The organism is Streptomyces sp. NPDC107471, from assembly GCF_055582845.1.
Genome location: NZ_JBVJPC010000004.1, coordinates 529961 through 548006, shown reverse-complemented (window position 1 = coordinate 548006; position 18046 = coordinate 529961). Strand labels below are relative to the sequence as shown.

The following is an 18046-nucleotide window of genomic DNA, read 5'->3' as shown; positions in this document are numbered from 1 at the left end:
GGAGCCCCGCGGGACCGCGGGAGACCGGGGTCACAGTGTCGTGGAGGGCAAGGTCACAGCCGTGCCCTCTGCTGCTCGTTCGGGAGTCTGGCCTAGCATCCGAGCATGACGGTCCTGCCTGACGACGGGCTCTCGCTGGCCGCCGAGTTCCCTGACACGAACCTTGATCAGTGGCACAGCCTGGTGGCGGGTGTCCTGCGCAAGTCGGGCAAGGAAGTCTCCGGCGCGGCAGCGGAGGACGCCCTGTCCACCGCGCTCGAGGACGGGTTGCGCACCCGTCCCCTGTACACCGCGCACGATGTCGCACCCGACCCCGGCCTGCCCGGTTTCGCCCCGTTCGTGCGCGGCGCGCGCCCGGAGGGGAACACCGCCGGCGGCTGGGACGTACGGCAGCGGCACGCGGTCGCCGACAACAGCGCGGTGCTCACGGACCTGGAGAACGGCGTCACCTCGCTGTGGCTGGTCGCGGGCGAGGGCGGCATCCCGGTCGCCTCGCTCGGCCGGGTCCTCGACGGCGTCTACCTCGACCTCGCGCCGGTCGTCCTCGACGCGGGCGGCGAATTCGCCCCCGCCGCAGAGGAGTTGCTGCGGATCCACGACGAGCGCGGCACCGACGCCGAAGCCGTGCGCGGCAACCTCGGCGCCGACCCGCTCGGCCACGAGGCCCGCACCGGCGAGCCTTCGGACTTCGCGCCGGTGGTCCCGCTCGCGCGCAGGTGCGCCGAGGAGTACCCGGGGCTGCGGGCGCTGACCGTGGACGCGCTGCCGTACCACGAGGCCGGCGGCTCGGCCGCGCAGGAGCTGGGCGCCTCGATCGCCACCGGTGTCGCCTATCTGCGCGGGCTGACCGAGGCCGGGATGAGCGTCGAACAGGCCTGCGCGCAGATGGAGTTCCGGTACGCGGCGACGGCCGACCAGTTCCTGACGATCGCCAAGCTGCGGGCCGCGCGCCGGCTGTGGGCGCGGGTCGCCGAGGTGTGCGGGGCGCCCGGTGCCGGGGCCCAGGCACAGCACGCGGTGGTCTCGCCGGTGATGATGAGCCGCCGCGACCCGTGGGTGAACATGCTGCGGGCGACGATCGCCACCCTGGCCGCCGGGGTCGGCGGCGCGGAGGCCGTCACCGTCCTCCCCTTCGACCACGCGCTCGGCCTGCCGGACGCGTTCGCCCGCCGCATCGCCCGCAACACCTCGACGATCCTGGTCGAGGAGTCGCACCTGTCGCGGGTGATCGACCCGGCGGGCGGCTCCTGGTACGTGGAGCGGCTGACCGACGAACTCGCCGAGGCCGCCTGGCGGTTCTTCCGGACGATCGAACGCGACGGCGGCCAGGCGGCCGTCCTGCGCTCCGGCCGGCTGCGCACCGACCTGGCCACGACCTGGGCGCAGCGCTCCAAGAAGCTCGCCACCCGGCGCGAACCGATCACCGGTGTCAGCGAGTTCCCGCACCTGGGCGAGAAGCCCGTGGAGCGCGCCCCGGCGCCCGAGCCCCGCACCGGCGGGCTGCCCCGCGTACGGCGCGACGAGGCGTACGAGGAGCTGCGCGCCCGCTCCGACGCGCACCTCGCGGCGACCGGGTCCCGGCCCCGCGTCTTCCTCGCGGCGATCGGCCCGGCGGCCGCCCACACCGCGCGGCTGACCTTCGCCGCCAACCTCTTCCAGGCCGGCGGCATCGAGCCCGTCACCGAGGGCACCTTCGAGGGGAGCGGCGCCACCGAGGCCTGCCTGTGTTCCAGCGACGCGCTCTACGAGGAACAGGCCGACGACGTCGTGACGGCGCTCAGGTCGGCCGGGGCGCGACACGTGTTCCTCGCCGGGCGGCCCGCGCAGTACCCGGGCGTGGACTCCTACGTCTTCGCGGGCTGCGACGCCGTCGCCGTGCTCACCGCCACCCTCGACCGCATGGGAGTGTCCTGATGACCGCCCCCGCCGGCCCCTCCGTCCCCGACTTCACCGGGATCGAGCTGGGCACCCCGGCCACCGCCGGCGGTGCCGACGAGTGGCGTACGGCCGTCAAGAACGCCACGCAGGGGGCCGACCCGGCGTGGGAGACGCCGGAGGGCATCGAGGTCAAGCCGCTGTACACCGGCGCCGACCTGGAGGGCCTGGACTTCCTGGAGACGTACCCGGGGGCGGCACCGTACCTGCGCGGCCCCTACCCGACGATGTACGTCAACCAGCCCTGGACGATCCGCCAGTACGCGGGCTTCTCCACCGCCGAGGAGTCCAACGCCTTCTACCGGCGCAACCTCGCGGCCGGCCAGAAGGGCCTGTCGGTCGCCTTCGACCTGCCCACGCACCGCGGCTACGACAGCGACCACCCGCGGGTGACCGGTGACGTCGGCATGGCGGGCGTGGCGATCGACTCGATCTACGACATGCGGCAGTTGTTCGACGGGATCCCCCTCGACCGGATGTCCGTGTCGATGACGATGAACGGCGCCGTGCTGCCGGTGCTGGCGCTGTACATCGTGGCGGCGGAGGAACAGGGCGTCGCGCCCGAGAAGTTGGCCGGGACCATCCAGAACGACATCCTCAAGGAGTTCATGGTCCGCAACACCTACATCTATCCGCCGAAGCCGTCGATGCGGATCATCTCCGACATCTTCGCGTACACCTCGCAGCGGATGCCGCGCTACAACTCCATCTCCATCTCGGGCTACCACATCCAGGAGGCGGGCGCGACGGCCGACCTGGAGCTGGCGTACACCCTCGCGGACGGCGTGGAGTACATCAGGGCGGGCCGGGAAGCCGGCCTGGACGTGGACGCGTTCGCGCCCCGGCTGTCGTTCTTCTGGGCGATCGGCATGAACTTCTTCATGGAGATCGCCAAGCTGCGGGCGGCGCGGCTGCTGTGGGCGAAGCTGGTGCGGCAGTTCGACCCGCAGAACGCCAAGTCCCTTTCCCTGCGCACCCATTCGCAGACCTCGGGCTGGTCGCTGACCGCCCAGGACGTGTTCAACAACGTCACGCGCACCTGTGTCGAGGCGATGGCGGCCACGCAGGGCCACACCCAGTCGCTGCACACCAACGCCCTCGACGAGGCGCTGGCGTTGCCCACCGACTTCTCCGCGCGCATCGCCCGCAACACCCAGCTCCTGATCCAGCAGGAGTCCGGCACGACCAGGGTCATCGACCCGTGGGGCGGCAGCGCGTACGTGGAGAGACTGACGTACGACCTCGCCCGCAGGGCGTGGCAGCACATCCAGGAGGTGGAGGCGGCGGGCGGCATGGCCAAGGCGATCGACGCCGGCATCCCCAAGCTGCGCATCGAGGAGGCCGCTGCCCGCACCCAGGCCCGCATCGACTCCGGCCGGCAGCCGGTGATCGGCGTCAACAAGTACCGCGTCGAGACCGACGAGGCGATCGACGTCCTCAAGGTCGACAACTCCTCCGTACGCGCCCAGCAGATCGAGAAGCTGCGGCGGCTGCGGGCCGAGCGGGACGAGACCGCGTGCCGGGACGCCCTGGACGCGCTGACCCGGGCGGCCGACGGCGACGGCAACCTCCTGGAGCTGGCGGTCCACGCCGCCCGCGCGAAGGCCACCGTCGGCGAGATCTCCGACGCCCTGGAGAAGGTCTACGGCCGGCACGCGAGCCAGATCCGTACGATCTCCGGCGTGTACCGCAACGAAGCAGGGGAGTCCCCGTCCGTGGACCGCACCCGTGCCCTGGTCGACGCCTTCGAGGAGGCCGAGGGCCGCCGTCCGCGCATCCTGGTCGCCAAGATGGGCCAGGACGGCCACGACCGCGGCCAGAAGGTGATCGCCACCGCCTTCGCCGACCTCGGCTTCGACGTCGACGTCGGCCCGCTGTTCCAGACCCCGGGCGAGGTGGCCCGCCAGGCCGTCGAGGCGGACGTGCACATCGTCGGCGTCTCGTCGCTGGCGGCCGGTCACCTCACCCTCGTACCGGCACTGCGCGAGCAGCTCGCCGAGGAGGGCCGGGAGGACATCATGATCGTGGTCGGCGGGGTGATCCCGCCGCAGGACGTGCCGACGCTGCTGGAGATGGGCGCGGCGGCCGTCTTCCCGCCGGGGACGGTGATCCCGGACGCGGCGTACGACCTGGTGGAGCGTCTGTCGGCCGACCTCGGGCACGGGCAGTGATCGATCTCGACGCGTATGTGAAGGGGGTCCTCGACGGGAAGCGCGCGCTGATCGCCCGCGCGATCACTCTCGTCGAGTCCACCCACCCCCGACACCGGTCGCTGGCCCAGGAGTTGCTGACCGAGCTGCTTCCGCACAGCGGCCGGGCGCGCCGGATCGGTGTGAGCGGGGTGCCGGGCGTGGGGAAGTCGACGTTCATCGACGCGTTCGGCACCATGCTGACCTCGCTGGGGCACCGGGTGGCCGTGCTCGCGGTGGACCCGTCCTCCAGCCGTACCGGCGGTTCGATCCTCGGCGACAAGACCCGCATGGAACGCCTGGCCGTCGACCCGAACGCCTTCGTACGGCCTTCCCCCAGCGCGGGCACGCTCGGCGGGGTGGCGAAGGCGACCCGGGAGTCGATGGTCGTGATGGAGGCCGCCGGCTACGACGTGATCCTGGTCGAGACGGTCGGCGTCGGGCAGTCGGAGACCGCGGTCGCCGACATGGTCGACTCCTTCCTGCTGCTGAGCCTGGCCCGCACCGGTGACCAGCTCCAGGGCATCAAGAAGGGCGTCCTGGAACTCGCCGACGTGATCGCGGTCAACAAAGCGGACGGCCCGCACGAGCGGGACGCCCGCGCGGCCGCGCGTGAACTGGCGGGCGCGCTGCGGCTGATGCACGGCAAGGACGCCTTCTGGACTCCCCCGGTGCTCAGTTGCAGCGCCCGCGAGGCGACGGGCCTCGACGAGGTGTGGGAGCGCCTCGAACAGCACCGCGCACTCCTCGACTCCACCGGCCGCCTCACCGCCAAGCGGCGGGACCAGCAGGTCGGTTGGGCCTGGGCGATGGTCCGCGACGAACTCCTCGGCCGCCTGCACGCCGACCCGGCCGTCCAGTCACTCGCCCCGGACCTCGAACAACAGGTCCGCGAGGGCCGGTTGACAGCGACGCTGGCCGCGGAGCGCATCCTGAAGGCGTTCGGCGACACGCCGAGGGACTGAGGCCCGGCTGCGAACCCGAAGCGTCGATCTCACCGCCGACGGCCCGCCCGGCCAGGAGACGTGCGGCGGCCGTCGGGTGGCCGTGTCCCCGCCACGCCTGCCGACCGCCGGCGACCACACCGCCGCAGGGCCGGGGTGCGCGCCCTGCGGCGCGGCCATCGACGTGCGGGGGCGTGAGACCGATCCGCACACTGGGTCGCGTCCTGAAGGCCGGGCCACGCGCGACGGCGCGGGAACGGCATGGGGCTCCTGCCCGAGAGGGTCGGCGACTTGGCGGCCAAGTGGTCAGCGCCGCACCTGAGTTGCCGCCCGGGCCGCCAGTCCTGCGCCTCACGGTGCCGGCGCCCCTGCCGCTCGGGGAGTGCGGCGAGCCGGGGCCCGGCTGCTGGAGCGGGTGCGTGACATGCGGTCCGGCAGGGGCTGCCGGAGTTCGCATGGCCGGGGAGGACGTGGGCTGCCGGAGTGCACGCGGCCGGGGTATGCCTGGGCTGCCGGAGTACACGCGGCCGGGAAGGCCCAGGCTGCCGGAGTTCACACGGCCGGGATATGCCCAGGCTGCCGGAGTTCGCGCAGCCGATGAACGCGGTGGCTGCCGGAGTCGGATCGGCAGCCCGTGCCCCCGGACCTCTACTCCGCTCCCGCCTCCCCCGGACCGGCACCGTCGTCGGACGGCGTCGGGCCGGCCTCCCGGACCTTGGCGACCGCCGCCGCCACCTGCTGCTGCACCCGTGGGGGCACCGGTTCGCCGTGGACGGCGCCCATCAGGTCCTGGGCGAGGTTGTGCATCTTGGTGTTGGTGTTCTGGGAGGCGGTGACGAGCACCGTCCAGGCGTCCTCGGCGCTCAGTCCGAAGGAGGCCATGACGATCCCACGGGCCACGTCGATGGCCGGCCGGGTCCGCATCGCCCGGCGCAGTTGGTCGACCTCCAGGCGCAGTTCCTGGTCGACGTCCACATCCGTGGGATCGGGCCGCTCGTCCGCGACGGGGGCGGGTTCGACGGCCCGGGTGTCCGCGGTGGCGGGCCCCGGCACGGCCGCGCCGTCGAACCTGCCGGACGGCCCGGTCACGAACAGCTCCCGGGCACCGGTCAGGTCGAGCAGGCGCCCGACGGTCGGACTGTACGTCCGGACCGTGACCGTCTTGCCCTGGTCGAGGGCCTCACGGCGCAGGCTCAGCAGGACGTTGAGGCCGCCGCAGTCGCAGAACCGGACCCCGTCCAGGTCGAGGTCCACCCCGGTGGCCGAGCGGTCGAGGACGGTGTACAGCTCGGGCTCGAGTTCCTCGGCGCCGACGTCGAATTCACCGCGGCATGTGACGACCGTCCGCTCCCCGGCCACCACGGCCTCAATCGTGGCCAGACACGGCGGGCGGGCGTCCAGCGTGGTGAGGGGCTGCGCCGAGTGCGCAGGTTCCGGCATGGCCCTCTCCCTCATGTGCTCGCTGCCTCTGTCCCTCAGATTCCCCTCTGCCGCCAACATACGTCAACTAATACACGAAATAAAGTTCAGGTTTTTGAATGCGTGAACATCAGGTCGCTAGACTGCCCCCATGGATGGAGTGCCCGAGTCTCACACCGGATGGACGTTCGTCACCAACCACGCGCGCGTGCTGGCCGCGATCGCCGACAACCCCAGCACCCGGATCCGCGACATCGCCGCGCACTGCCGGCTCACCGAGCGCGCCGTACAGAAGATCATTTCCGACCTGGAACAGGACGGATACCTCTCGCACGTGCGGGAGGGGCGCACCAACACCTACCGCATCGACCCGGGCAAGGTGCTGCGCCACCCCGCCGAGGCCGGTCTGACGGTGGCGTCCCTGCTCTCCCTGCTCGTCCAGGACGAGGCCGCCCGCAGCCCGCTCACCGACAGCCGACGGCCCACCCCCGCCTGACGCCCGCGGCGCCGCACACCTGCCCTGCCCGACCCGGGCCCGGCAGGCATGTCGGCCTGGGCAGGCGCGACCGGAGAGCGGCCACACCCCGGCCCGCCGACGGTTCGCCCGGCCCACCGCCACTCCACCGACGGAGCGAACCGGCACCGCGCCACGACATCCGTCGGCCGCGGTGAGATTCCGGAAACTTCGTGTTCATGACACCCGGCGGCGCCGGTAACAACCGCTACCTAGCGTGACGGGCCGTGGGACCGAGTCGTATACAGGGCCGGGAAACCGCTCATCCCGACCTGCCGACTCCCCGGCCTGCCGACGACGCCACGCGGGGCTCCCACGCATCCCCCACCGCCCGCTCCGACTGGGAGGCGTGACATGAGCACCACAGAGTCACGGCAGGCAACGGCAGACCCCTCGGCATCCGCCGACCAGGCGGTCAAGGAGACGCTGGAGGACTACACCCTCCGCTTCGCGCCCCGCAGTTACCGCCGCTGGACCCCCATGGTCGTGGCCACCACGGCCCTCGGCGGCATCGCCTACATGGCCGACTTCTCCATCGGGGCGGGCATCGGCCTGGCCCACGGCACCGGCAACGCGCTCGTGGCGATCGCCGTCGCCGCCGTCGTCATCTTCGTCACCGGCTTCCCCCTCGCCTACTACGGCGCCCGCTACAACATCAACCTCGACCTGATCACCCGCGGCTCCGGCTTCGGCTACTACGGCTCGGTCCTGACCAGCGTCATCTTCGCCAGCTTCACCTTCATCTTCTTCGCCCTCGAAGGCTCGATCATGGCCCAGGGCCTCAAGCTCGGCCTCGGACTGCCGCTGTGGCTGGGCTACCTGGTCTCCACGCTCATGGTCATCCCCCTGGTGATCTACGGCATGAAGGCGCTGAGCAGGCTCCAGGTGTGGACGACCCCGATCTGGCTGCTGCTCATGGTCGGCCCGCTGGTGTACCTCGTCGCCACCGACCCCGGCACCGTCGACCGCTTCCTCGCCTACCCGGGCACCGACGGCCACGGCGGCGTCGACACCGCTTCCGTGCTGCTCGGCGCGGGTGTGTGCCTGTCGCTGATCGCGCAGATCGGTGAGCAGATCGACTACCTGCGCTTCATGCCGCCGAGGACCGATGCGAACAAGCGCGCCTGGTGGACCGCGGTGGTCATGGCCGGCCCCGGCTGGGTGGTGCTCGGCGCGCTCAAGCAGGCCATCGGCGTCTTCCTCGCGGTGTACATCCTGGCCGAGGTGGGACCGGACGTGGCACCCGAGCCGATCCAGCAGTTCAAGGGTGCCTTCGACGCGATGATGCCGTCCTGGATGGTGGTTCCGCTGGCCGTGGCCCTCGTCGTGATCAGCCAGATCAAGATCAACGTGACGAACGCCTACTCCGGCTCGCTCGCCTGGACCAACTCCTTCACCCGGCTCACCAGGCACTACCCGGGCCGTATGGTCTTCGTCCTGGTCAACCTGGGCTTCGCGCTGGCCCTGATGGAGGCGGACATGTTCAGCTTCCTCAACGACATCCTGGGCTTCTACTCGAACTGCGCGATCGCCTGGGTCGTCACCGTCGCCACCGACATCGGCATCAACAAGTACGTGCTCGGACTCTCCCCGCACGCCCCGGAGTTCCGCCGCGGCATGCTCCACGCGGTCAACCCCGTGGGTGTGGTGGCCTTCGTCGCCGCGTCCGGTCTGTCCATCGCGATGTACTTCCACGCCCTCGGCGACACGCTCCAGCCGTACTCCCCCGTCGCCGCCGCCGTGATCGCGTTCGTCCTCACCCCGCTGATGGCGGTCGTCACCAAGGGCAGGTACTACCTGCGCCGCACCGGCGACGGCATCGACGAGCCGATGCTGGACACGGACGGCAACCCGAGCGCGGTCACCTACGACTGCCATGTCTGCCGGCAGCCCTACGAGCGTCCCGACCTGGCCGCCTGCGCCACCCACGACGCGGTGGTCTGCTCCCTGTGCCTGAGCACCGACAAGACCGGCGACCACGTCCTGCCCGCCACGGCCTGAACTCCCTTTCAGACGGCCGCGCCGAACCACCTCCCCAGGTGGGCCGCCAGCTCGCGCTGGTCCTCGCCGGCCCATGCCACATGGCCGTCCGGCCGGAGCAGCACCGCCGGGGCGTCCAGTTCCTCGGCCGTGTCGACGACGTGGTCGACCCGGTCCGCCCAGCCCGCGACCGAGAGGCGCCCGGTGCGGTCGAGCAGCAGTCCGCGGCCGTGGTGCGTCAGTTCGTAGAGGCGGCCGCGGCCGAGGGTGAGGTCCCGCAGGCGCCGGCCGAGCAGTTCGTGGCCCGCGCCGAAGTCGTAGCGGACGCCGATCGCGGTGATCTGCTCGATCAGGTACCGGTTCACCTCGTCGAAGTCCATGAGCCGGGACAGCAGCCGGCGCACGGCCCGCGGTCCGGGCTCGGTGGACAGCAGCTCCATCTGCGCACGGGTGGTGTCGAGCACCTCGGCGGCCACCGGGTGCCGTTCGGCGTGGTAGCTGTCCAGCAGGTCCGCGGGCGCCCGGCCGGCCACCTCGGCGGCCAGCTTCCAGCCCAGGTTGAACGCGTCCTGGACACCGAGGTTGAGGCCCTGTCCGCCCACCGGCGGGTGGACGTGGGCCGCGTCGCCGGCCAGCAGCACCCGGCCGACCCGGTAGCGGTCGGCCTGCCGCGTGGCGTCGCCGAAGCGGGAGAGCCAGCGCGGCGAGTGCACACCGAAGTCGGTGCCGGCGACCGCCCGGAGCTGTCGTTTGAAGTCCTCCAGGGTCGGCGCGACCGAGCGGTCCTCGCGCACGTCCGCGGCGGGCACGACGACCCGGTACAGCCCGTCCCCGACCGGTCCGAGGCCGAACCGCTTCTGCGTCCGGCGGATCTCGGACACCACGGCGGTCACCGCCTCCGGCGCCACCCCCACCTCCATGGCGCCGAGCAGTGTCTCGGTGCGGGCGGGTACCCCGGGGAAGCCGACACCGAGCAGTTGGCGCACGGTGCTGCGGCCGCCGTCGCAGCCGACCAGGTAGCGCGAGCGCAGCCGCGTGCCGTCGGCGAGTTCGGCGCTCACCCCGTCCTCGTCCTGGCTCAGCCCGACGACCTCGCGGCCGCGCCGGACCTCGGCACCCAGCTCGACGGCCCGCTCGGCCAGCAGACGGTCGGTGACGGGCTGCGGAACGGCGAGGATGTACCCGTGCGCGGTGTCGAGCCCGTCCGGCCAGGGCCTTTCGATGCCGGCGAAGTAACCGCCCGCCGTGAAGCGCCTGCCGTGCGCGAGGAACCGCTCCAGCAGCCCGCGCTGGTCCATCATCTCGATGCTGCGCACGTGCAGTCCGAGCGAGCGGACGACCTCCGTCGGTTCGGCCGCCTTCTCCAGGACGACCACCCGCACCCCGTGCAGTCGCAGTTCGGCCGCCAGCATCAGTCCCGTCGGTCCGCCGCCGACGACGGTCACGTCGATCATCGGATCCCCCTCCCTGGCTCGGACGGAGATTGTGCGGCACGAAGGGGATCTTGCCGCAAGGCCCCCCGTGGGCTATACGTTGAAGAGGGCGAGGAGAGCGCTGATCTCCTCGCCCTCGCTCATGTGCGTCCGGGTTCAGGACGGCTGAGATAGCGCGCCAGCAGGTCGTCCAGCGTGACCATTCCCGTGAGCCTGCCCGCCGTGTCCCGTACGACCGCGAGGGACGCCCGGTTGCGGCGCAGGAGGTCGATGGCGTCGGCGACCTTGGTGTCCTCCGTGAGTTCCGGGACCGGGCGGGCCAGGGTGCGGGCGGTGCCGGTGCGGCCCTGGGCGCGGGCGACCAGGGCGTCTCGGGCGTGGAGCGAACCGAGCACGAGGTCGCCCTCGCGGACCAGCATGCGGGTGCGGTCGTGGTCGGCGGCCGTGCGCAGGACGGCGTCGAGGTCGGCGGTGCCGGGCACCGAGGTGATCTCGGCGGCCGGGATGCGGAGGTCGCCGACCGGGGTCTCGGGCTCGGTGAGCGACCGGGTGAGCAGCTCGGAGTCGGCCGCACTGATCAGTCCGAGACGCTCCGACTCCTCGACGAGGTGGGTGAGTTGCTCGCGGTTGTGCACGGCGGCCAGCTCGTCGCGCGGGGTGACCCGGCACAGCCGTACCAGTGCGTTGCTCATCCTGTTCAGGACCGACAGCAGCGGCCGGACCGTCCTGACGACAGCCCGGAAGGGCGGTGAGAGGAGCATCGCGGAGCGCTCGGGGTGGGCGATCGCCCAGGACTTGGGGGCCATCTCGCCGACCACCATGTGCAGGAACACCACGACGACCATGGCGAGCACGAAGGCCACGCCGTAGCTGAGCGCGCTCGGCAGGCCCACCTCGTGCAGCAGCGGGTCGAGTTCGTGGGAGATGGCGGGCTTGGAGACCGAGCCGAGGCCCAGCGTGCAGACGGTGATGCCGAGTTGGGCGCCGGCGAGCATGAGGGACAGCTCGCGCATCCCGGCCAGGGCCGCCTTCGCCCCGCGCCGGCCGTCGGCCGCCGCCCGCTCCATGCGGTGCCGCTTGGCGGCGACCAGCGCGAACTCGGCGGCCACGAAGAAGCCGCTGCCGATCAGCAGCAGGACGGTGACGAAGAGCGCCGCAGGAAAGCTCATGCCGTATCCACCCTCTCCACGCGGACGCGTTCCGGCACGTGCCGGTCCAGGGTCCGTACGTCGATCACCGCGTGTCCGCCGCCCGGCAGGTCCACGGTGATCCGGTCGCCGATCGCCGGGAAGCGGCCCAGCCGGTCGACGATCAGGCCGGCCACCGTGTCGTAGTCCTCCTCCTCGGGCAGGGCCACACCGGTGGCCTCGGCGACCTCGTCGAGACGGCGGCCGGCGTCCACCAGCCAGCCGGCGCCGTCCGCGACGGCGATCTCGGTGACGGTGTCGGTCTCGTCGGCGATGTCACCGACCAGTTCCTCGGCGATGTCCTCGTAGGTGACGATGCCGGCGACCCCGCCGTGCTCGTCCAGGACGACCGCGAACTCGTCGTCCCGCTCCCGCATCTGCGCGACCGCCTCCGGAAGCGGCAGGGTGTCGGGCAGCAGCAGCGGGGTGCGGGCGAGGGCCCCCGCGGTGACCCTGGCCAGCTCGCCGGCCGGCAGGCGCGTCAGCTCCCGGACGCCCAGGACGCCCGGGATGTCGTCGGGGTGGTCGCCGAGGAGGGGGTAGGTTGAGTGGCCGTGCTTGGCGATCAGGTCCACGGCCTCGGCGGCGGTGGCGTCCTTGCGCACGAAGACGGCGTCGACGCGCGGCACCATCACCTCGTCGAGGGTGCGCTCGGAGAACTCCAGGGCGTGGTCGAGGAGTTCGGCGGTGTCCCGGGGCAGTTCGCCCTGTTCGTGGGACTCGCCGATGAGGTGGCCGAGCTCCTCCAGGGTGGCGCCGTGGTGGAGTTCCTCGACCGGTTCGATGCCGGCCGTGCGCAGCAGGCGGTCGGCCGCCCCGTCGAAGACACGCACCAGGGGGCCGACGACCTTGAGGTAGCCGAGCGTGGAGGCGGCGAGGGCCTTGGCTAGCCGTTCCGGGACGGCGATCGCGAGGTTCTTCGGAGCCAGCTCGCCGAGGACCATCTGGACGACGGTGGCCAGGACGAAGGCCAGCACGACGGAGATCCCGCCGACGGCCCCCTCGGGGACGCCCAGCCCGGTGAGGGCGGGCTCCAGCAGGGCGGAGACCGAGGGTTCGGCGATGAAGCCGACGACCAGACCGGTGACGGTGATACCGAGCTGGGCGCCGGAGAGCATGAAGGACAGCCGCTCCAGCACCTTGAGCGCGCGGGCGGCCTTCCGGTCACCGGCGTCCGCCTCGCGGGACAGGGCGAGCCGGTCCGCGGAGACGTACGCGAACTCCTGGGCGACGAAGTAGCCGGTGCCGGCGGTCAGCAGGAACACGGCCAGCAGGCCGAGGACGGCACTCGTGGTACTCAACGGCCGGTCGATCGCGTGGTGCGGGAGTCCGTCGGTGTGGCGGACACGGGCTTGCTCCTTCGGTAGGGCTGTGCGCGGTGGGAACGGCTGGGGCGAGGGCGGTGGGGACGACTGGAGGGAGGGCGGTGTTCCCCAGATCTACCAGCCGGGCGGTGTGGCCGCCCGGCGGTCACGCGGCGGCCGGCGTCGGGCCGACCAGCTCGGTGAGGACGTCCTCCATGGTCACGAAGCCGAGAACGGTCCCGGTCTCCCCCGTCACCGCCGCCAGATGGCTCCCGTCGGCGCGCAGCGCGGTGAGGGTGTCGTCCAGCGGGGTGTCGATGCGGACCCGGGTGACCGGGTGCAGGGCGGAGCGCGGGAAGGGCCGGTCGCGGTCGGTGACGCCGAGGGTGTCCTTGATGTGCAGATAGCCGAGCAGGGTGCCGTACGGGCCGGTGACGGGGAAGCGGGAGTAGCCCGCGTCGGCGGCGACCCGCTCCAGGCGGGCCGGGGTGACCGAGGCGTCGACGGTCCGCATCTTCGGGACCGGCACGAGGATCTCGCCGACCGGGCGGGTGCCCAGCTCCAGGGCGTCCCGCAGCCGTTCGCCGTCGGCGGGCGAGAGCAGTCCGGCCTCGCTGGCGTCGACGACCATGCGGGCGAGCTGGTCGTCGGTGAACACCGACTCCACCTCGTCCTTGGGCTCGACGCGCAGCAGTTTCAGCAGGGCGTTGGCGAAGGCGTTGATGCCGAAGACGAAGGGCCGCAGCGCGCGCGTGAGGGCCACCAGCGGCGGTCCGAGCAGCAGCGCGGTCGGCACGGGGGCGGCGAGGGCGATGTTCTTCGGGACCATCTCGCCGATCAGCATGTGCAGATAGGTGGCGAGCGACAGGGCGATCACGAAGGCGATCGGGTGGACCAGGCCGTCCGGGACGTGGGCCGCCTCGAAACCGGGCTCCAGCAGGTGCGCGATGGCCGGTTCGGCGACCGCACCGAGCACCAGCGAGGAGACGGTGATGCCGAGCTGGGCGGTGGCCATCATCGCGGAGAGGTGTTCGAGACCCCACAGGGTCATCCGGGCGCGCTTGTGGCCGTCACGCGCGCGTGGCTCGATCTGGCTGCGGCGCACGGAGATCAGGGCGAACTCGCCGCCCACGAAGAAGGCGTTGGTCAGGAGTGTCAGGGCCCCGACGAGCAGTTGGACGGTGGTCACCGGGTCTCCTCCCCGGCCTGGGCGGGCACCCGCGCGGGTGCGGTGATGCGGATCAGGTCGGCGCGGTGGTGGTCGACGTCCAGGACCTCCAGGCGCCAGCCGTCGACGTCCAGGTCGTCGCCCTTGGCGGGGATGCGCGCGAGACGGGTGGCGACCAGTCCGGCCACGGTCTCGTACGGCCCCTCGGGCGCGGTGAGGCCTATCCGGGCGAGCTGGTCGACCCGGACGGACCCCTCCGCCTCCCAGGCCCGCTCCCCGGCGGGCCGCAGGTCGGGCACCTCCACCGGGTCGTGCTCGTCGCGGACCTCGCCGACGACCTCCTCGACGATGTCCTCGACCGTCGCCACGCCCGCGGTGCCGCCGTACTCGTCGATGACGACGGCCATGGTGCGGCCGGCCCGCATCCGCTCCAGGAGCCGGTCGGCGGCGAGGCTGTCGGGGACCAGCAGGGGTGCGGTGGCCAGGTCGGTGACCGGGGTGACGGCCCGCTTCCCGGGTTCCAGGGCGAGGACGTCACGGATGTGCACGGTGCCGACGACCTCGTCCAGGCTGTTCCGGTAGACGGGGAAGCGGGACAGGCCGGTGGCGTGGGTGAGGTTGGCGGCGTCGGCGGCGGTCGCGTGGGCTTCGAGGGCCTTGACGTCGACGCGCGGGGTCATGACGTTCTCCGCGGTCAGCTCGCCCAGGTGCAGGGTGCGTACGAAGAGTTCGGCGGAGTCGGCCTCCAGGGCGCCCTCGGCGGCGGAGCGCTCGGCGAGCGCGACGAGTTCCTCGGGGCCGCGGGCGGAGGCGAGCTCCTCGGCGGGCTCCAGGCCGAAGCGTCGTACGAAACGGTTCGCGGTGCCGTTGAGGTGGCGGATGAACGGGCCGAAGAGGGCGGTGAAGGCGCTCTGCGGGCCGGCGACCACCTTGGCGACGGCCAGCGGGCGGGAGATCGCCCAGTTCTTCGGCACCAGCTCGCCGATCACCATCAGCACGACGGTGGACAGGGCCACACCCAGCGCGGTCGCCACGGGAGCGGCGGCCGAGCCGAGGCCGGCGGCCCGCAGCGGGCCCTTGAGGAGGGCCGCGAGGGAGGGCTCGGCGAGCATGCCGATCACCAGCGAGGTGACCGTGATGCCGAGCTGGGCGCCGGAGAGCTGGAAGGTCAGCCGGCGGACGGCCCGCAGGGCGCCCTCGGCGCCGCGCTCACCCGCCTCGGCCGCCCGCTCCAGGTCACCGCGCTCGACGGTGGTCAGGGAGAACTCGGCCGCGACGAACACGGCACAGGCCAGCGTGAGGAGCAGGGCCAGCGCCAGCAGAAGGATCTCGGTCACCGGGTCACCCCCGCTTCTCCGGTCGGGCGGCGTGGGGCGGGGCTGGTACTGGGAGGCTCACCCATTGCGGGACTGTGGCTCCTTCTCTCGGGGCGGGTCCCCCAATAGTAAAGGACGAGCAAAGTAATCTACAGCGGTCCAGCCGCACCGAACGGTTCCCCGGCGAGAACGCCGAGGTCGGGAGGCGATGTACGCTGCCGGTCCGGCGGGCATCCCGTCCGACCCCCGCGTCACCCTGACGGAGGCCTTCTCCATGTTCGGACTGAGCGAGCTCGCGATCATCCTGATCGTCGTCATAGCGGTCATCGCCGCCAAGAAGGGCCCGGACCTGGCCCGTACGGCGGGCAGGTCGGCGCGCATCCTCAAGGCCGAGGCCCGCGCGGCGCGGGAGGGCCGCCCGGAGGCCCAGGTCATCCCGGGAGAGGTCGTCCGGCCCGGAACCACCGGGGGCACCGAGCAGGAGCCCGGCACCCACTGAGCACACCGACGCCCGGACGCACTCGAGGGGCTGGGGGCACGCCCCTCCCCGGGGACTGGGGTGCACCCCGCGCCACGCGTCGATCGCCTTCTCGGCGTAGGTACGGGACGTGCCTCCGACGCGTGACTCCGGGCCGCTGGGACGTCGAGCAGATCTCGGCCTTCCCCGGCGTGCGGGAGCGCCGAGTCGAGCGCCCTAGGCATACGTCCCCGCCCCGTCCCGGACGGGGGCCGTCGCTCATCCCGTCCAGGGATCGCTCAGCGCACGCGCACCGGGTTGCCAAGACGTTCCCCCCGTCCCGGGGATGCCGCGGCCCCTCCCGCCCGAGGATTCGGCCACCCAGGAAGCTCTGCGGAGCACTCCTCGTTGTGCTCCCCACGGCGTACCCCGGCTCCGACGGGTTCCGCCGCGCACCCCGCCCACCCCGCGCCAGCGGATTTCCTGCGCGTCCTGGATGAATCCGCTGCCTCCGGGTAGGCCAGCCACACGGCGTACCCGGAGATGGAGTGCCATGAGCTGCGCGAACTCCCCTGCACGGCGCGGGGCCTGGGCGGTGGCCCTGGCTGTCGCCGCCCTTGTCCTCACCGGGGCCTGCGACAGCGGCGGCGACGGTGACGAGGGGGCCTCTCACACGGGCCGGCCTTCCGCCACCGGCTCTCCGGGCCCGACCACGCCCGGGGGCTCCCCCTCGCTCTCCACCTCCCCAACCCCGACCGCGACCGCGCCCTCGGACCCGGAGCAGGCCGCGCAGGACATCCGCGCGGCGTGGACCGTCCTCTTCGACCCGGAGTCCTCCCTGGACCAGCGCAGCGACGTGGTCGAGGACGGCGACGAGAACGCCCTGATGATCGACAACCTCTTCCGCGACCCGAGCGGCAGCCGCCTGCGCGCCGAGGTGACCTCCGTGTCGTACGCCTCGGACGTCCGCGCCGAGGTGACCTACGACCTCACGCGCGAGGACCACCGGCTCGACACCGGCGGCCCGGGGGCGGCCGTACTCCAGGACGGGAGTTGGAAGGTCGCCCTGCGCACGGTCTGCACGCTGACACGGCACGCCGAGGACGCGCCCGAGGCGCCGAGTTGTGCCGTGGCGTCGCCTAGTCCCGCCGGAACAGGTCGTTGAGGTCCGTCTGCGAGAGCTGGTCGGCGGCGTAGGAGAAGGTGCCCAGGTCGGCCAACTCCCTTGCCGCGTCGAGCAGATGGCGGTACATGGCCCGGGCGATGCTGCCGCCGACCGTGACCCGCCGGACACCGAGTTCGCGCAGGTCGTCGAGGGAGAGGGCGTTGCCGGTCAGGCCCATGACCACGTTGAGCGGGCCGTCGATCTCGCGGACCAGGGTGCCGATGGTGTCCGCGTCGGCGGCGCCGGGGACGAAGGCGCAGTCGGCGCCGGCCTCCAGGTAGGCGTTGGCCCGCCGCACCGCCTCGTCGAGCGTGCCCCCGACCAGAAGCGCGTCGGTACGGCCGACCAGGACGAAGGGCTCACCGGCCGCCGCCAGGGTCTCGCGGGCGGCCCGGACCCGCTCGGCGGAGAGCTCGGGGTCGTGGAGGGGGCGGGTGCGGTCACCGGTGAAGTCCTCGATGTTGCCGCCCGCGGCCCCGGCGGCGAGGGCTCCCGCGACGGTGCCGGCGACGGTCTCGGGTGACTCGCCGTACCCCTCCTCCAGGTCCGCGCTGAGCGGTACGGCGATCCCGGCCGCGATCTCGCGGACCCGGCCCAGCATGGTGTCGCGGTCGACGCGGTCCTCGGGCGGCTGCTCAGCGAAGAAGTCGTGGTCGGGCCGTCCGAGGGAGAACGCGACGCCCGCGCTCGTGGTCGCCACGGCCGGGAACCCGGCCGCCTCCAGGATCCGGGCGCTGCCCACGTCCCACGCATTGGGGAGCAGAAAGCAGCCCTCCCGGTGCAGCTCGGCGAAGCGCTGTGCCCTGGCTCGGCTGTCGGTGTCCACACGGTCCTTCCCGGCCCGCCGCCCCTCGACGGGCTCCCGGAGAACGTACGCCGGAGCCCCGCGCGGGGCGGCCCATTTTCCGCGTGCACACCCCGCCGTAGGTCACGGGCGAGCACCCCGCGGCCACCGCCCTGTCCGGTGACATCACCACCACGCAGAACGCCGAGATCGGAACACCCGCCCGCTCGCCCCCACTTGACGAAAGCGTT

14 protein-coding genes are annotated in these 18046 nt (G+C 72.5%); 7 read left to right on the top strand and 7 right to left on the bottom strand.

All coding sequences use genetic code 11. The features are described 5' to 3' along the window. The first annotated feature begins 105 nt into the window (after positions 1-105). From ACZ66S_RS16245 to meaB, 3 genes are read left to right on the top strand one after another with little or no spacing between them, the layout of a single operon-like run. Positions 106-1914: a methylmalonyl-CoA mutase family protein gene (locus ACZ66S_RS16245; protein ID WP_469902172.1), complete on the top strand. Its 1809-nt coding sequence runs from the start codon at positions 106-108 to the stop codon at positions 1912-1914. Then, positions 1914-4106, top strand: coding sequence for a methylmalonyl-CoA mutase (gene scpA / locus ACZ66S_RS16240; protein ID WP_469902171.1), 2193 nt, complete (start codon positions 1914-1916; stop codon positions 4104-4106). Before ACZ66S_RS16245 ends, scpA begins: the two co-directional genes overlap by 1 nt. After that, positions 4103-5089 carry a methylmalonyl Co-A mutase-associated GTPase MeaB gene (gene meaB, locus ACZ66S_RS16235; RefSeq protein ID WP_469902170.1) on the top strand — a complete coding sequence of 329 codons (987 nt, stop codon included), beginning with the start codon at positions 4103-4105 and terminating at the stop codon, positions 5087-5089. The genes scpA and meaB overlap by 4 nt, the downstream gene beginning before the upstream one ends. 627 nt (positions 5090-5716) lie before the next feature. On the opposite strand, the gene ACZ66S_RS16230 is transcribed toward meaB, so the two are convergent. After that, positions 5717-6508, bottom strand: a complete 792-nt coding sequence (locus ACZ66S_RS16230; RefSeq protein ID WP_469902169.1) for an ANTAR domain-containing protein — start codon at positions 6506-6508, stop codon at positions 5717-5719. A 130-nt stretch (positions 6509-6638) separates the two neighbouring features. On the opposite strand from ACZ66S_RS16230, the gene ACZ66S_RS16225 reads away from it, so the two are divergent. Beyond that, positions 6639-6983: a helix-turn-helix transcriptional regulator gene (locus tag ACZ66S_RS16225; protein ID WP_469902168.1), complete on the top strand. Its 345-nt coding sequence runs from the start codon at positions 6639-6641 to the stop codon at positions 6981-6983. Positions 6984-7355: 372 nt separating this feature from the next. Continuing rightward, on the top strand, positions 7356-9002 hold the full coding sequence (locus ACZ66S_RS16220; protein ID WP_469902167.1) for a purine-cytosine permease family protein: 1647 nt from the start codon (positions 7356-7358) through the stop codon (positions 9000-9002). Between the two features lie 8 nt (positions 9003-9010). On the opposite strand, the gene rox is transcribed toward ACZ66S_RS16220, so the two are convergent. From rox to ACZ66S_RS16195, 5 genes are all read right to left on the bottom strand, one after another. Continuing rightward, a complete protein-coding gene (rox, locus tag ACZ66S_RS16215; RefSeq protein WP_469902166.1) occupies positions 9011-10435 on the bottom strand; it encodes a rifampin monooxygenase in 1425 nt (474 codons plus the stop codon). A 119-nt stretch (positions 10436-10554) separates the two neighbouring features. Further along, on the bottom strand, positions 10555-11583 hold the full coding sequence (locus ACZ66S_RS16210) for a hemolysin family protein (RefSeq protein ID WP_469902165.1): 1029 nt from the start codon (positions 11581-11583) through the stop codon (positions 10555-10557). After that, positions 11580-12902: a hemolysin family protein gene (locus ACZ66S_RS16205; RefSeq protein ID WP_469902164.1), complete on the bottom strand. Its 1323-nt coding sequence runs from the start codon at positions 12900-12902 to the stop codon at positions 11580-11582. Before ACZ66S_RS16205 ends, ACZ66S_RS16210 begins: the two co-directional genes overlap by 4 nt. A gap of 169 nt (positions 12903-13071) precedes the next feature. Continuing rightward, positions 13072-14094 carry a hemolysin family protein gene (locus ACZ66S_RS16200; RefSeq protein WP_469902163.1) on the bottom strand — a complete coding sequence of 341 codons (1023 nt, stop codon included), beginning with the start codon at positions 14092-14094 and terminating at the stop codon, positions 13072-13074. After that, a complete protein-coding gene (locus tag ACZ66S_RS16195; RefSeq protein WP_469902162.1) occupies positions 14091-15410 on the bottom strand; it encodes a hemolysin family protein in 1320 nt (439 codons plus the stop codon). The genes ACZ66S_RS16200 and ACZ66S_RS16195 overlap by 4 nt, the downstream gene beginning before the upstream one ends. Before the next feature lie 253 nt (positions 15411-15663). Between ACZ66S_RS16195 and ACZ66S_RS16190 the strand changes: the two genes are divergently transcribed. Together ACZ66S_RS16190 and ACZ66S_RS16185 are read left to right on the top strand one after the other, a co-directional pair. Further along, positions 15664-15888, top strand: a complete 225-nt coding sequence (locus ACZ66S_RS16190) for a twin-arginine translocase TatA/TatE family subunit (protein ID WP_469902403.1) — start codon at positions 15664-15666, stop codon at positions 15886-15888. A gap of 511 nt (positions 15889-16399) precedes the next feature. Beyond that, entirely contained in the window at positions 16400-17011 is a 612-nt protein-coding gene (locus tag ACZ66S_RS16185; protein WP_469902161.1) for an MTB12 C-terminal domain-containing protein, read from the top strand. Here ACZ66S_RS16185 and ACZ66S_RS16180 read toward each other — a convergent pair. After that, the gene (locus ACZ66S_RS16180) at positions 16986-17837 is read right to left on the bottom strand and encodes an isocitrate lyase/PEP mutase family protein (RefSeq protein ID WP_469902160.1); all 852 of its coding nucleotides are present in this window, start codon (positions 17835-17837) and stop codon (positions 16986-16988) included. The genes ACZ66S_RS16185 and ACZ66S_RS16180 overlap by 26 nt on opposite strands. Positions 17838-18046: the final 209 nt, after the last annotated feature.

Bases quoted from the DNA above. Each gene is read 5' to 3' on its own strand.
- ACZ66S_RS16190 (WP_469902403.1), top strand. From the start codon at position 15,664: ATGTTCGGACTGAGCGAGCTCGCGATCATCCTGATCGTCGTCATAGCG.
- ACZ66S_RS16185 (WP_469902161.1), top strand. From the start codon at position 16,400: ATGAGCTGCGCGAACTCCCCTGCACGGCGCGGGGCCTGGGCGGTGGCC.
- ACZ66S_RS16210 (WP_469902165.1), bottom strand. From the start codon at position 11,583: ATGAGCTTTCCTGCGGCGCTCTTCGTCACCGTCCTGCTGCTGATCGGC.
- ACZ66S_RS16225 (WP_469902168.1), top strand. From the start codon at position 6,639: ATGGATGGAGTGCCCGAGTCTCACACCGGATGGACGTTCGTCACCAAC.
- ACZ66S_RS16245 (WP_469902172.1), top strand. From the start codon at position 106: ATGACGGTCCTGCCTGACGACGGGCTCTCGCTGGCCGCCGAGTTCCCT.
- ACZ66S_RS16230 (WP_469902169.1), bottom strand. From the start codon at position 6,508: ATGCCGGAACCTGCGCACTCGGCGCAGCCCCTCACCACGCTGGACGCC.
- ACZ66S_RS16220 (WP_469902167.1), top strand. From the start codon at position 7,356: ATGAGCACCACAGAGTCACGGCAGGCAACGGCAGACCCCTCGGCATCC.
- scpA (WP_469902171.1), top strand. From the start codon at position 1,914: ATGACCGCCCCCGCCGGCCCCTCCGTCCCCGACTTCACCGGGATCGAG.
- rox (WP_469902166.1), bottom strand. From the start codon at position 10,435: ATGATCGACGTGACCGTCGTCGGCGGCGGACCGACGGGACTGATGCTG.